The following is a 13200-nucleotide window of genomic DNA, read 5'->3' as shown; positions in this document are numbered from 1 at the left end:
GTACCGGTCGAGCGGGCCTCACAGCATGCGGATGGCGGTCTCCGCATGGCGCTTCGCCAGCCCCAGCGTCGTGAGGCTGTTGCGTCCGAGCGCCTCCCGCACGTACGTCCTGGCCGCGACCAGGTCCGCATCCGGGCCCAGCACCCGCTCGACCGCCTCCTCCCGCAGCAGCACGCTGTGGTGCGCGACGGCGGTGACCCCGCTCTCGTCCGGGATCAGCGACCACTCGCCGGTGTGCGCCGCCATCAGGGCCGGGGTGGCGGTCTGCTTGTAGACGATGCGGCCGGCCGCCGGGAAGCACACCCGCACCGACTCGGTCGTGTGCGCGGACCCGTCCGCGGTCACCGTGTCCATGCTCAGCAGCTGCACCCCGGGCGCGTCCTCCGTCACGGCCACGCGCGAGACGTGCGGCACCCGGTCCGGCCAGTCGGCGGCCTCGTACAGGAACTGGTAGGCCAGATCGGCCGAGCCCTTGATCCGCACGGAGTCCTCGAAGGACAGGAGCAGGCCGTCGAGCCGGGTCCAGCCCTCCGCGGCCTCCTTCAGCGTGGCCAGCTGGGCCCGGCTGTTGGTGTCGGTGGCCTCCTTCGTCCAGTCGACGTCGGCGGGCCGGTCGCCGGCGACCGCGAAGTCGTGCAGCAGGACCAGCCGCGAGCGCCCGGTGCCCCGGGGCTCCACGATCCAGCTGCCGCCCATCGAGACCACGGGGGCGGCGGGGACCTCCTGGCGGAAGTCGATCCGCAGCCGGGCCGCGTCCAGGGTGCGGCGCGAGAGCCAGGACCTGACGGTCCCGTTCGCGGTCACCCAGATGTGGAACCGGTCCCGGGACCCGTCGAAGTCGAGCCGCTCCACGTGGATGCTCGACGGGAAGTACAGCGGCCACTGGGTCGTGTCCGCGATCAGCCCGTAGACCACGCCCGCGGGAGCGTTGACGTCCACGGAATAGGACGTGCGGTGCACCTGCTGGACCGACATCGCCACACCTTTCCGTCACAAGTGATCCAGAGTCTGTCCGTACCGGCCGGAGCTCCGGTCGAGACGACCTGGAGCCCGATCCGCAACACCGTCCCCGCGCCTCAGCGCGCGAGCGCCGACTCCGCGTACTGCTTCGCGTACGCCATCGTCGCCGTGCTGTTGCGGCCGAGCGCCTCGCGCACGTACCGGCGGGCCGCCGCGAGGTCGGCCGACGCGCCCAGCACCCCGGTGACCGCCTCCTCCCGGAGCACCACCCCGTGCCGCGAGGTCACCGTGGAGCCGTACGCGCCGCCCGTGACCGTCCACACCCCGGTGTGCGCGGACATCAGGGCGGGGGTGCGGGTCTGCTTGTAGACGATGCGGCCGGCCGCCGGGAAGCACACCCGCACCGACTCCGTCGTGTGCGCGGACCCGTCCGCGGTCAGCGTGTCCATGACCATGACCTGTACGCCGGGCAGCTCCTCCGGCTCGGTGAGCTCCAGCCGCGACACGTGCGCCAGCAGCTCCGGCCACTGCTCGGCCCGTTCCAGGAACGCGTAGACCAGCTCCGGCGGGGCATCCACGCGCACGGTGTCCTCGAAGGACATCACGAGGTCGTCGAGGCTGCCCCAGCGCTCGCCGAGGCGCGCAAGGTTCGCCAGCTCCGCCCGGCTGTTGGTGTCGGTGGCGCGCTCGACCCACTCGACGTCCTCGGCCCGGTCGCCCGCGACCGCGAAGTCGTGCAGCAGGACGAGCCGCGAGCGCTCGGCGCCCAGCGGCTCCACGATCCAGGTGCCGTTCATCGCCGACAGCGGGGCCGCGGGGACCTCCTGGCGGAACTCGATGCGCCGCGCGGCCGCGTCGAGCACCCGGCGCGAGGTCCAGGACTTGACCCGGCCGTTCGCCGTCGCCCACATCCGCAGCCGCTCGTCGACGCCGTCGAACTCCAGGCGCTCCACGTACACGTTGGGCGGGAAGTAGAGCGGCCACTGCACGGGGTCCGCGATCAGTCCGTAGACCACGCCCGCGGGGGCGGCCACCTCGGTCTCGTGCACGGTGCGGTGCACCCGCTCGGCCGCCATCAGAAGTTCCCCAGCCCGCCGCAGACGTTCAGCGCCTGCGCGGTGACGGACGCGGCGAGGTCCGTGGTCAGGTAGCCGACCATGGCCGCCACCTCCTGCGGGGTCGCGTAGCGCCCCAGCGGGATCTTCGCCTCGAACTGCTCCTGCACGTCCTCGGCGGTGGTGTCCCAGGCCGCCGCGTAGCCGGCCCGCACGCGCTGCGCCATCGGCGTCTCGACGTAGCCCGGGCACACCGCGTTGACCGTGATCCCGGCCGGGGCCAACTCCTTGCCGAGGGCCTTGGTGAAGCCGACGACGGCGTGCTTGGACGCCGAGTAGGGGGCGCCCAGCAGGACACCCTGCTTGCCAGCCGTGGAGGCGATGTTGATGATCCGGCCCCACGGGGCCCCGCCGAGCCCGCCGTACTTGAGCACCTCGCGGGTCAGCAGGAAGACGCTGTTCAGGTTGGTGTCGATGACGTCGTACCAGAGCTCGTCGCTGATGTCGGCGGTCGGACCTCCGCCGCTGCGCCCGGCGTTGTTGACCAGCACGGAGACCGGGCTCCCCCACTCCGCCACGGCGGCGGCCACCAGCTCGGCGACGGCCTCGCGGGAGCGGACGTCGGCGGCGGCGCCGGCCACGTCGAGGCCGTCGGCGCGCAGCTCCTCGACCGTCTGCTTGACGTTCTCGGGGGTGCGCGCACACAGGAACACCCGGTGACCGCGCCCTGCCAGGTCCCGTACGACCGCCAGGCCGATGCCGCTCGTGCCGCCGGTGACGAGGGCCACCGGCTTCTCCGGCGCCGACGGCACCGGCCGTGTTGTCGTCGTGGTCGTCGTGGTCATCGCTGAGCCTCCAGAACCCGTGGTGGAACTCCGACCGTGTCGCGGCGCTCTGGAGGTGCGGTGGAAGCGGGATCGAGGCCCGGTACGGATCCTGCCGCGGCCGGGGCCGCAGCGGAGGCCGGCGCCCGTGCCGCGTCGGGTTCGGCGGACGGCAGGGCGGCCCGCGGCCCCAGCGGCGCCAGGGCACGGGCGAGGGCGCCCCGGGTCAGGGCGGCGCCGCCCGCGGCGACGTAGCCGTCGGGCCGGATCAGCAGCCAGCCGCCGGGCCGCAGCCCCAGCGCGCGCCGCAGCACCCCGTCGGGATCGGCCAGCGGGCGCGGGCCGCCGGCCGCGTCGGGCACGCCGTCCGCACCGTCCCCCACCGTCCGCACCGACAGCCAGTCGCCGTGCGCGCGGGCCGCCGCGGCCGCCACCGCCCGCAGGGTTCCGCCCGGACCGCCCGCCTCCCACACCAGGGACCAGCGGGTGTCGCGCAGTTCGGCCCGCAGCGCCTCGGATCCCGGGTCCCCGCGCCGTTCGGCCGCCGCGGCCGCCCGGGAGCCGACGGGCAGCCCGGTCAGCGGGTCGGCGGTGCTGAGCGGGCTGTCCTCGTACGACAGCCGCAGCCCGGACATGCCGCCGAGCACCTTGCGCTGGATGGCCCGGCGCAGCGGACCGACGTTCCGTACGAAGGTGAAGACGACCGGCAGTGCCACCCCGGCCAGGACGTTCTTGAACTGCACCAGGAAGGTGGCCTTCCGGGTCGATCCGATCAGGGCCTTCCCGATCGGCACCCGTTCCTGCCCGTACGTGGCCAGCAGCTCCGGCCCGGCCTGCCCCCGGGCGGCCATCGCCAGCTTCCAGGCCAGGTTGTACGCCTCCTGGATGCCGGTGTTCATGCCCTGACCGGAGGCGGGGCTGTGCACGTGGGCCGCGTCGCCCGCCACGAAGCAGCGGCCTTCGTGCATGCGCGGCACCATGCGCTGCTGGAACGTGAACACCGAGGTCCACTCGGGTTCGCCGACCTCCACCGGGCGGCCGAGCCCGGCGCTGAGCTTCTCCGAGAGGAGCCGCGCAGCGTCGTCGCCCTCCCGCCGCGGCCCGGGGGCGGTGTCGAGCAGCCGCCAGTGCCCCTCGCGCCGGTACGGGACCATCATCAGGGCCTGGCTGCCGGTGTGGACCCAGTAGATGGTGTCGGGCGGCAGGTCGGTGACGACGGGCGCGTCGGCCAGGGCCCAGGTCTCGCTGGACTCGCCGAGCAGCGGCAGCCCCAGCTGTTTGCGCACGGTGCTGTGGCCGCCGTCGCAGCCCACCAGCCAGGGCACCTCGTACTCCTCGGCGGTGCCGTCGGGGTGTTCCAGGCGGGCCCGTACGCCGTCCCCGTCCTGGGTGAGCGAGCCCAGCCGCACCCCCCATTCGACGGTGACGCCGAGCCGGGCGAGGGCCTCGCGCAGCACGGCCTCCGTCTCGGTCTGGGCGATGACGAGGCTGTACGGGAAGCGGGTGGGCATCGTCCGGTAGTCCGCGTCGAGGCGGACCAGCCGGCTGCCCCGCGCGTACATCGTGAAGGCCCGGTTCTTGCGGCCCCGGGCCAGGATCCCGTCCACGAGGCCCATCTGGTCGAAGGTCTCCAGGGTGCGCGGGTGGACGGCCACGGCGCGGCTCTCGCGGGCCGGTCCCGGGGCTGCGTCGACGAGGCGTACGCGCAGCCCCCGCCGGGCCAGTTCATGGGCGGCGGTCAGGCCCACGGGGCCCGCCCCCACCACGAGGACCCTGGCGGACCCGGCCGTCCCGGACGGTGTGCCGGTACTGCTCGCCACGTGTTTGCTCCTCTGCTGTTCGTACGTACGGAAGGAAGACGGGCGCGGGCCGCGGATCACCCGGCCGCGGGTCACCCGGCCGCGGGTCACCCGGCCGCGGGTCACCCGGCCGCGGCCTCCGCGGCGGCCCGCGCGCGCAGGCTGAGCCGCAGCGGGCGCCGGTCGGGCTTGCCGACGTGGTTGCGCGGCACGGCGCCGAGCACCTCGACGCGGCGGATCTGCTCGAAGTCGTTCAGGCGGGCGTTGGCGCGCTCCACGATGGAGTCGAGGACGTCGAGCAGGCCGGGGGCGGTGGGGTCGCGCAGCACGATGCCGGTCCACACGAGCGCGCCGTGCACCGGATCGGGCCAGCCCGCCACGATGCATTCGGCGACGCGCGGGTCGGCGCCGATGACGTCTTCGACCCCGCTGGGCGAGACGAGTTCGTTGTCGTACTTGAAGACGTCGTCGAGCCGGTCCACGAGGAACAGCACGTCGTCCTCGCCCAGGTATCCGACGTCCCCGGTGGAGAACCAGCCGTCCGCGTCGATCGGCGAGGGCGCGGTGCCGTCGAGGTAGCCGGCCATCACCTGCGGCCCGCGGACCTGCACCTCGCCGGTGGCGTAGACGTCGAGCGGGGTGCTCGTGTCCACGGCGACGATGCGGCATTCGGTGCCCGGTACGGCGGGCCCCACCGAGCCGCTCTTGGGACGCCGGGGGTCCTGGCAGTGGGAGAGCGGGGAGAGTTCGGCCAGTCCGTAGCCCTGGACGACGGGCACGCCGAGGCGGGCGCGCAGGGTCCGGGCGGCGGTCGGGGACAGGGCGGTGCCGCCGGAGAGCACGGCGGTCAGGCGGCGCCCGCCCGGGAAGTCGTGGGTGAGCCGCTCGTCCTGGGCCAGCCGGTGCAGCCGCGCGGGCAGCCCGTAGTAGTGGGTGGCCTCCGCGCGGGCGGAGGCGGCCAGCGAGGCGACCGGGTCGGGGTCGGTGCACAGCACCTGGCAGGCTCCCGCGTACACGCCCGAGTTGAGGTGCATGGTGTGGTAGAGCGGCAGGTGGTTGAGGGTGACCGAGTCACTGCCGAGGTCGTGCGCGGCGGCGGTCTGGGCGGCGTTCGCCACCAGGTTGCGGTGGGTGAGCCGGACGCCCTTGGGGCGGCCCGTGGTGCCGGTGGTGAACTGGATGCAGGCGTCGCCGTCCATGTCGACGACCCCGGGCGAGGCCGTGCGCTCGGGTGCGCGGGCCAGTGCTTCGGCCAGCGGCAGGGCGTCGCCGGGGACCACCCCGTCGGGCGCGTCGGTCACGACGACGGAGCGCAGCAGCGGCAGCCGGTCGCCCACTTTGACGAGCAGTTCGGCGGTGGCGGTCGGTACGAACGCCACCTCGACCCCGGCCGTCCGCATGACGTGGACCAGACCCGCCTCCTTGATCAGCGGGTTGACCAGCACGACCGTGTTTCCGCTGCGCACGGTCCCGTAGTAGGCGGCGGCGAAGACGGGGTCGAGGACGTTGGCGACGCCGACCCGGGCCCCGCGGCGGCCGAGGGTGTGCTCCAGGTGGGCGGCGAAGCGGTCGGCCCGGGCGTCCAGTTCGGCGAAGGTCACCGTCTCCGTGAAGCCGGCCCCGGTCGCGGTCCGGATCGCCCGCCCGGCGGGGTCGCGGACCGCAGCCCGGCGCAGCAGGCCGTCCAGCGGGAGTTCCGGGTACACGAATCTCGGCATGGTGCTCTCCTCCTGGCTCCCGAAGGGGCGGCCGCGGCGGCGCCCCCTGGGGCTTGTCCGCCGGACAGGCCCTGGACTCTGTCGGCCCAGCCTGGGCAGCGGCGCTTGAGGAGTCTTCGAAGAGCGCTCGATCTGCGGTGCGGATGCTGTCGGGAACCGATGGAACGGAGTCCCCCCGATGACAGCGACGACGACGGCGGCAGTCAGGGAGTTCGGCCTGCTGTACGCGGAGGTCCAGCAGTTCTACTCCCGCCAGATGCAGCTCTTCGACTCCTTCGAGGCCGAGCCGTGGGCGCGGACGTTCACCGAGGACGCCGTCTTCGACGTGCCGACGCTGCCCGCGCCGGTGGTCGGGCGCGCGGCCCTCGCCTCGAACGTCCGGCGCAACGCGGAGGTCCAGGCGGGCAGCGGCGAGCAGCTGCGGCACTGGCTCGGCATGCTGGACGCGCGGCCGCAGCCCGACGGCACGGTGCACACGCGCAGCTACGCACTGGTGTACCTGACCCCGCGGGGCGGTGAGTCGAAGGTGCACCGGGTGTGCGTGATGGAGGACGTGCTGGTCCCCGCGCCGGGCGGCTGGCAGGTCGCCCACCGTCTGGTGACGCGCGACGACCTGCCCTGAGCCTGCCCGTCTCGGCCCGGCAGGAACGGCCTGCGGGAAACGGCCTACGGGAGCCTCATGGGGACCGGCCTACAAGGACCGGTCGAAGTGCAGCACCGGGAACAGGTCGGTCCGGACCCCCGCCGGGTCGTGGCCGTGCGCGACCTTCCGGGTGATCTTCGCTCCGATCGGGGTGCGGGTGACGACCGCCGCCGCCCGCGCCCGCAGGAACGCGGCGGCCGGTCCGCCCCCGCCGAACAGCGAGCGGGCCTGCAAGACCTGCATGCGGTGCACGGCGGCCGCGGCCGGGGCGCGCCGGTCCCGGTAGGGCGCGAGGCGCTGCGCCGTGGGCTCCCCGTCGGACAGCGCGGAGACGAGCACGGGGTGCAGCGCGGCGGCGTCCTGGAGGGCCAGGTTGATGCCCTGGGCGCCGATCGGCCCGTGGGTGTGGGCGCTGTCGCCGAGCAGTACGAGCCCGTCGCGCACCCATTCGCCGGCGTGCGAGGCGAACACGTCGAGCAGGGTCAGGTCGGCCATCGAGGTGATCTGCTCGTGCACGAGGTCGGCGTACTGCGGCAGCACCTCGGCCAGTTCCCACCGGATGTCCTCGATGCCGCGCCGCACGGCGCCGTGCCAGCCGCCGTGCGGCAGGGTCCAGCCGATCCGCAGCCGGTCGGGGTGGGTGTCGTGGACGAGTACGGCGCTGCCCGCCGCGCGGTGCACCCGTACCTGCCCGGTGGCCCGGTCCGGAGCGTGCAGCGAGAACCACACCACGTCGTGGGCGAAGGACTCGCGCCGCCCGGCGTCGATGCCGGCGAGCGCGCGGGTCTTGGAGAACCGGCCGTCGGCGCCGACGACCACCTGGGCGCGGACGGTGACCGGCACCCGGTCGGGCCCGTTCACGACGGCGCCCGTGCAGGGGCTGTCCGGGCGCTTCTGGCGGAGCGCGGCGATCCGGTGCCCTTCGAGCAGGGTGAATCCGGGCAGCTCCCGGCAGGCGGCGAGGAGTTCCTCCAGCAGGTGCGGCTGCGGGAGGGCCAGCAGGTGGTCGTACGGGGCGGACAGCCGCCCGTAGTCGATGTCGAGCACCACCCGCTCCCGCTCCAGCACCTGGAACCCGCGCAGGCGGGCCGCGCCGCGGGCCGTCGCCCCGGCCAGGACGCCGAGCTCGTCGAGGATCCGCTGGCCGCCTGGCTGGAGGATCTCGCCGTGGAATTCGCGGCGGAACGCGGTGGAGCGTTCGACCAGGGTCACGCGGACGCCGGAGCGCAGCAGCATGAGCGTCAGTGCCAGCCCGGCGGGTCCGGCGCCGATCACGCAAACGTCGGTGTCGAGGGTGGCGGTGGTGTCGGTGGTGGTGGGGGTCTCCTGGATCACGGATCAGACCGCGGCCCGTGCGGAGAGCACCTCGTTGACCATGGCGAGGTAGCGGCGCGGGGTGTCGGCGTCGTCGAGGGCCTCCTCGTCGAGGAGCACGTCGTACTCGCGCTCGATGTACCCGGTGGTCTGGAGGACGGCGAGCGAGTCGTAGCCCAGCTCGAACCAGTTCAGGTCGAGGACGTCGCCGTCGAGGTCGACGCCCTCCTCCTCGCCCGCGCATTCGCGCAGGATGCGCTTCAGGTCGTCGAGTTCCAGCCGGTCCATGGTCTTCCTCTGTTCTGCGTCGGCGTGCGGGGGTCGGTGGGGGGATGCGGGTCAGGCGTCCGGCGCGCGTACGACGACGGCGGAGTTGAAGCCGCCGCGCCCGCGGGCCAGGACCAGCGCGGTCCGCAGCGGCAGCCCGAGGGCCGGGCTGGGCGCGCCGGTGACCAGGTCCAGCAGGTACTCCCCGGCCGGGAGCTCGGTCCCGGTGGTCGGCGGGATCAGCTGGTCGCGCAGGGTGAGCAGGGCGGCGGCCACGTCGAGGGCCGCGCCTCCGGCGGCGAGCCGCCCGGTCATCGACTTGGGCGCGGTGACGGGCACCCCGTACGGGCCGAACAGGGCGGTGATGGCCTCGGCTTCGGCGCGGTCGGCGCCGCGTTCGCCCGCCGCGTCGGCGAAGACGACGTCGATCTCGTCGGGGTGCACGCCCGCGTCGGCCAGCGCCAGTTCGGCGGCCGCGCCGAGCCGGGAGGTCCCGTCGGCGTCGAAGGTGGCGGCGTGCCCGGCGATGGCGCCGTAGACGCGCGCTCCGCGCCGGCGGGCCTCCTCGGCGCCCTCCAGGACCAGGAGCGCCCCGCCCTCTCCCGCGACGTGACCGCTCGCGTCCTCGGCGAACGGCAGGTAGGCGCGGGCCGGGTCCTCCCGGTCGGTGAGCCCGCCGCCGGCCAGGTAGGCGGCCCAGCCCCAGGAGCACAGTGCGGAGTCGATGCCCCCGGTGACGACGAGCTCGGCGCCCTTGCGGATCTGGCGGCGGGCGTGGGCCATCGCGTCGAGGCCGCCGGCCTGCTCGGAGACGATCACTCCGGAGGCGCCGCGCAGGCCGTGCCGGATGGAGATCTGGCCGCTGTTGACGGCGTAGAACCAGGCGAAGGACTGGTACGCGGAAACGTGCTGGCCGCCTTTGCTCCACAGCGCCTGGAGTTCCTGCTGGCCGAACTCGAAGCCGCCGAAGGAGTTGGCGGTGACCACGCCCGCGGCGTGCTCGGGCAGCTGCGCGGGATCGGCCCCGGCGTCGTCGAGCGCCTCCTTCGCGGCGGCGAGCGAGAGCCGGGTGACGCGGTCGGTCTGCGGCATCAGCCGGCTGGAGACGTGCTCCGCGTCGACGAATCCGGGCACCTCCCCGGCCAGCTTCGCCGGGTAGCCGCTCACGTCGAACCGGCTGACGGGCCGGATGCCGGAGCGGCCGCGCAGCACGGCGGACCACCAGGCCTCGGTGCCGAGCCCGTTGGGCGCGGCGACCCCGATGCCGGTGACGACGGGGGCGGCGGTACGGGAGGGCGCCCAGGCGGCGGGGGCGATCGGGGCGGCGAGAACGGTGGTCATCGGTCCGCCTTCAGGCTCGGGCTGGTCAGGATCATCGCGCTCTGGAACCCGCCGAAGCCGCTGCCGACGGTCAGGACGGCGTCGGTGCGCTGCCGGCGGGCGGTCAGCGGTGTGTAGTCGAGGTCGCAGGCCGGGTCGGGCTCGTGCAGGTTCGCCGTCGGCGGGACGGTGTCGTGCTCGATGGCCAGTGCGCAGGCGGCCACTTCGAGGGCGCCGATCGCGCCGAGCGAGTGCCCGATCATCGACTTGATCGAGCTGACCGGGACCTCGTACGCCCGCTGCCCCAGGCTCCGCTTAAACGCCTCGGTCTCGTGCTTGTCGTTCTGCTTCGTGCCGGAGCCGTGCGCGTTGATGTAGTCGATGTCCCCGGGCACCAGTTCCGCCTCGGCGAGCGCGGCCGTGATGGCGGCGGCCATCTCGATGCCGTCGGGCCGCAGTCCGGTCATGTGGTACGCGTTGCTGCGCGAGGCGAAGCCCGAGATCTCGGCGTAGACGTGCGCGCCCCGCGCGCGGGCGTGCTCGTACTCCTCGATGACGAGGACGGCCGAGCCCTCCCCCAGGACGAACCCGTTGCGGGTGCGGTCGAAGGGCCGCGAGGCGGTCTCCGGCTCGTCGTTGCGGGTGGAGGTGGCGCGGATCGCGTCGAAGCAGGCCGCGGTGATCGGCGTGATGGGCGCCTCGGCCGCGCCGGTGACCATCACGTCGGCGCTGCCCTCGCGGACGAGGTCGACGGCGTGGCCGATCGCGTCGAGGCCGGAGGTGCAGCCGGTGGACACCAGCGCGACGGGCCCCTGGGCGCCGACGGTACGGGCCACCTCGGCCGCCATCGAGCTGGGGACGAAGTAGTCGTAGAGATGGGGTGCGGCCTTGGTGTGGTCGACGAGCGTACGGGTGCCCTGCTCGCTGACGACCCCGTACTCGGCGTCCAGGCCGGTGGTGCAGCCGAGCGCGCTGCCGAGGGTGACCCCGGTGCGCGTGGCGTCGTACGAGCCGGCCAGGCCGCTGTCGGCGAGGGCCTCGCGGGCGCTGACGACGGCGAACTGGGCGGCGCGGTCCAGGCGGCCGGCCTGCTCGTCCGTGAGCCCGGACTCCCGGGGGTCGAAGTCGGCCTCGGCGGCGATCCGGGAGCGGAAGCCGGAGGCGTCGAAGAGGGTGATGGCGCGGGTGGCCGTACGGCCGTCGGTCAGCAGCGACCAGAATTCCTTGGTGCCCGGGCGGCCCGGGGCCACGACCCCGATGCCCGTGATGACGACTCGTCTCATCGCCCTTCCCCCTGTCCTGTCCGGTCTGACTGGTCTGTCCCGTCGTGGTGCCCGCGCAGCACGACGCGGGCGGCCCGGCCGAGCATCCGCGGCAGTTCGGCGCCCCGCACGAAGAAGTGGCCGCCGGGCACGGTCCGCCGCAGCAGCCGGCCGGTGGTCCAGCGCTGCCAGCCCGCGGCGGCCCCGGCGTCGACCAGGGGGTCCTCGGTGCCGGTGACCGCGAGCAGCGTTACGGGCACGGGGCCGGGCGAGGTGGGCGCGAGGGCGGCGGCCCGCAGGCTGCGGGCGAGCCGGAGGTCGGCGCGGAGCACGGGGAAGACGGACCGGAACCACACGTCCCCGGGCCGCACTCCGGGCGGCAGCGCGTCGAACCGGTCCAGTACGCGCAGCAGTTCCTCGTCCGGCAGCTCGGCGGAGTTCGCGAGGGCGGCCGGCAGGTCCGGCGGCGGGCTGGCGCCGACGGCCAGCAGCGCGGGCATCGGCAGCCCGTACTCCAGCGCGGCGTGCGCGACCGTGAGGGCGACCGACGCGCCGAGGCTGTGCCCGTAGAGGATGTAGGGGGCGCCGGATTCGTCGGCGATCTGCTCGAACAGCGGCTTGAGGTCGGCCAGGAGCTCGTCACGGCCGGTCAGCCGGATCTCACGGCGCCGCTCGTCCCGCCCGGGCAGCAGCCAGGGCGTGGTCCTCACCCCGCTCCCGGCGAGCTTGTCCCACCGGTAGAACGAGGACACTCCGGCCCCCGCATGTGCGAAGCAGTGCAGCCGTACGGCTTGTCTGTCGCCCATCGCCACCTCCCAGGAACCCCACCGCGTAGGTCTCGACACTCACCGACCGCGCTTGAGACCGGCTCGAATCGGTGTGTACGACCGCCGTGGAAGGCACTGGGAGGGACTGGAGGGACCAGAGGGACTGGACGGACGGATCTAGGCCCCGGCCACGATCCGCCGGCAGGCCCTAGGGAGTGTCGTCGAAGTGGCGTCGGCCGCCCGGGAGGGCGGGGCCGGCGGGGCCTGGTGCGTGCGATCGCAAGGCGGAGGAGGGAATCGACGCGGAGCGTCGATGACCGACGACAACGCGGCGAGCGTGCGTGCCAGGCCCCGCCGGCCAGACGGGACTTGGACGACACGACCTAGGCGGCGTACAGGTCGAACGTGGACCCCCGGCGCGGCCCCGCCACCACGTCCAGTGCCGGATCCACCGTCAGCATCGCCTGGTGCAGGCGCTGCAGCTGCGGGGACGGCTCCACTCCGAGTTCGTCGATCAGCCGGTTGCGCAGCCTGCGGTAGACGTCCAGGGCCGTGGCCTGGCGGCCGGACCGGTACAGCGCGACCATGGCCTGCGAGTGCAGGCCCTCGTGCTGCGGGTGCCGGGCGATCAGCTCGATCAGCTCGGCGATGACCTCGACGTGGCGGCCGAGCCGCAGGTCCGCGTCGATGCGCCGCTCGACCGTCACGAGCCGGCTCTCCTCCAGCCGCATGACCTCGATCTCCAGGATCGGTCCCACGCGTACGTCGACCAGCGCCGGGCCGTTCCACAGAGCGAGCGCCCGGCGCAGCATGTCGGCCGCACGCTCGTCGTCCCCGTCCTCGTAAGCGTGCTGTCCGCCCACCACGAGGCTTTCGTACGCGTGGACGTCCACGGCGTCCGGCGGTATCTGCAGCAGGTAGCCGCCGTGCCGGGTCGCGAGCACGTCCTTGGCGCTGCCCGGGACGCCCGGCCCCATGGCCGTGCCCAGTCTCCTGCGCAGCTGCAGGATGTATGTCTGCAGGGTGGTGAGCGCGCTCTGCGGGAGGTCGGTGCCCCAGATCTCCTCCATGAGGGTCTGCACGGGCATCACCCGCCCCGGATAGAGCGCGAGCAGCGCCAGGATCTGGCGCGGCTTGCCAGCCGTCGGAACAATCGAGCCCCCGTTGACCTCGGCACTCAACGGACCCAGAACCTGAATCTTCACGGTGTCCTCCGTATTTCGTCGAGTTCCCATCGATTTCCAGCCTTCGACTCCGGCACGGTAGCGGTG

At 73.9% G+C, this 13200-nt stretch carries 12 protein-coding genes; 1 reads left to right on the top strand and 11 read right to left on the bottom strand.

Translation table 11 applies throughout. The features are described 5' to 3' along the window. Window positions 1-18 precede the first annotated feature (18 nt). The 5 genes from ACFXGI_RS21740 to ACFXGI_RS21720 form a co-directional block, all read right to left on the bottom strand. The gene (locus tag ACFXGI_RS21740; protein WP_384709040.1) at window positions 19-975 is read right to left on the bottom strand and encodes an aromatase/cyclase; all 957 of its coding nucleotides are present in this window, start codon (window positions 973-975) and stop codon (window positions 19-21) included. A 101-nt stretch (window positions 976-1076) separates the two neighbouring features. After that, window positions 1077-2036, bottom strand: a complete 960-nt coding sequence (locus ACFXGI_RS21735) for an aromatase/cyclase (RefSeq protein ID WP_384709037.1) — start codon at window positions 2034-2036, stop codon at window positions 1077-1079. Next, on the bottom strand, window positions 2036-2860 hold the full coding sequence (locus tag ACFXGI_RS21730) for an SDR family NAD(P)-dependent oxidoreductase (protein ID WP_384709034.1): 825 nt from the start codon (window positions 2858-2860) through the stop codon (window positions 2036-2038). Before ACFXGI_RS21730 ends, ACFXGI_RS21735 begins: the two co-directional genes overlap by 1 nt. Next, window positions 2857-4659 (bottom strand): FAD-dependent oxidoreductase, encoded by a 1803-nt coding sequence (locus tag ACFXGI_RS21725; protein ID WP_384709031.1) that lies wholly within the window; start codon window positions 4657-4659, stop codon window positions 2857-2859. The genes ACFXGI_RS21730 and ACFXGI_RS21725 overlap by 4 nt, the downstream gene beginning before the upstream one ends. 101 nt (window positions 4660-4760) lie before the next feature. Beyond that, window positions 4761-6356, bottom strand: a complete 1596-nt coding sequence (locus tag ACFXGI_RS21720) for a class I adenylate-forming enzyme family protein (RefSeq protein WP_384709028.1) — start codon at window positions 6354-6356, stop codon at window positions 4761-4763. 178 nt (window positions 6357-6534) lie between these two features. Between ACFXGI_RS21720 and ACFXGI_RS21715 the strand changes: the two genes are divergently transcribed. Further along, window positions 6535-6978 carry a nuclear transport factor 2 family protein gene (locus ACFXGI_RS21715; RefSeq protein ID WP_384709025.1) on the top strand — a complete coding sequence of 148 codons (444 nt, stop codon included), beginning with the start codon at window positions 6535-6537 and terminating at the stop codon, window positions 6976-6978. 69 nt (window positions 6979-7047) lie between these two features. Here the strand turns inward: ACFXGI_RS21715 and ACFXGI_RS21710 are convergent, their stop codons facing one another. The 6 genes from ACFXGI_RS21710 to ACFXGI_RS21685 all read right to left on the bottom strand — a co-directional run bounded on the left by ACFXGI_RS21710 (window position 7048) and on the right by ACFXGI_RS21685 (window position 13134). Further along, a complete protein-coding gene (locus ACFXGI_RS21710; protein WP_384709022.1) occupies window positions 7048-8334 on the bottom strand; it encodes an FAD-dependent monooxygenase in 1287 nt (428 codons plus the stop codon). Between the two features lie 3 nt (window positions 8335-8337). Beyond that, window positions 8338-8601, bottom strand: coding sequence for an acyl carrier protein (locus ACFXGI_RS21705; protein WP_053692531.1), 264 nt, complete (start codon window positions 8599-8601; stop codon window positions 8338-8340). Between the two features lie 51 nt (window positions 8602-8652). Further along, complete coding sequence (locus ACFXGI_RS21700) at window positions 8653-9921, bottom strand: ketosynthase chain-length factor (RefSeq protein WP_384709018.1); 1269 nt, start codon at window positions 9919-9921, stop codon at window positions 8653-8655. Beyond that, window positions 9918-11183, bottom strand: a complete 1266-nt coding sequence (locus tag ACFXGI_RS21695; protein ID WP_384709015.1) for a beta-ketoacyl-[acyl-carrier-protein] synthase family protein — start codon at window positions 11181-11183, stop codon at window positions 9918-9920. Before ACFXGI_RS21695 ends, ACFXGI_RS21700 begins: the two co-directional genes overlap by 4 nt. Beyond that, window positions 11180-11968 carry a thioesterase II family protein gene (locus tag ACFXGI_RS21690; RefSeq protein ID WP_384709012.1) on the bottom strand — a complete coding sequence of 263 codons (789 nt, stop codon included), beginning with the start codon at window positions 11966-11968 and terminating at the stop codon, window positions 11180-11182. Before ACFXGI_RS21690 ends, ACFXGI_RS21695 begins: the two co-directional genes overlap by 4 nt. A 344-nt stretch (window positions 11969-12312) precedes the next feature. Continuing rightward, window positions 12313-13134, bottom strand: a complete 822-nt coding sequence (locus tag ACFXGI_RS21685; protein ID WP_384709009.1) for a BTAD domain-containing putative transcriptional regulator — start codon at window positions 13132-13134, stop codon at window positions 12313-12315. Between the last annotated feature and the right edge of the window lie 66 nt (window positions 13135-13200).

The organism is Streptomyces sp. NPDC059355 (assembly GCF_042752335.1).
Taxonomy (GTDB): Bacteria; Actinomycetota; Actinomycetes; order Streptomycetales; family Streptomycetaceae; genus Streptomyces.
The sequence above is the reverse complement of the archived record's forward strand: the minus strand, read 5'-3'. Positions and strand labels throughout refer to the sequence as shown.

What these genes read in the sequence shown, in the direction of transcription:
- ACFXGI_RS21740 (WP_384709040.1), bottom strand. Translation starts at nt 975, where the DNA reads ATGTCGGTCCAGCAGGTGCACCGCACGTCCTATTCCGTGGACGTCAAC.
- ACFXGI_RS21735 (WP_384709037.1), bottom strand. Translation starts at nt 2,036, where the DNA reads ATGGCGGCCGAGCGGGTGCACCGCACCGTGCACGAGACCGAGGTGGCC.
- ACFXGI_RS21730 (WP_384709034.1), bottom strand. Translation starts at nt 2,860, where the DNA reads ATGACCACGACGACCACGACGACAACACGGCCGGTGCCGTCGGCGCCG.
- ACFXGI_RS21720 (WP_384709028.1), bottom strand. Translation starts at nt 6,356, where the DNA reads ATGCCGAGATTCGTGTACCCGGAACTCCCGCTGGACGGCCTGCTGCGC.
- ACFXGI_RS21715 (WP_384709025.1), top strand. Translation starts at nt 6,535, where the DNA reads ATGACAGCGACGACGACGGCGGCAGTCAGGGAGTTCGGCCTGCTGTAC.
- ACFXGI_RS21705 (WP_053692531.1), bottom strand. Translation starts at nt 8,601, where the DNA reads ATGGACCGGCTGGAACTCGACGACCTGAAGCGCATCCTGCGCGAATGC.
- ACFXGI_RS21700 (WP_384709018.1), bottom strand. Translation starts at nt 9,921, where the DNA reads ATGACCACCGTTCTCGCCGCCCCGATCGCCCCCGCCGCCTGGGCGCCC.
- ACFXGI_RS21695 (WP_384709015.1), bottom strand. Translation starts at nt 11,183, where the DNA reads ATGAGACGAGTCGTCATCACGGGCATCGGGGTCGTGGCCCCGGGCCGC.
- ACFXGI_RS21690 (WP_384709012.1), bottom strand. Translation starts at nt 11,968, where the DNA reads ATGGGCGACAGACAAGCCGTACGGCTGCACTGCTTCGCACATGCGGGG.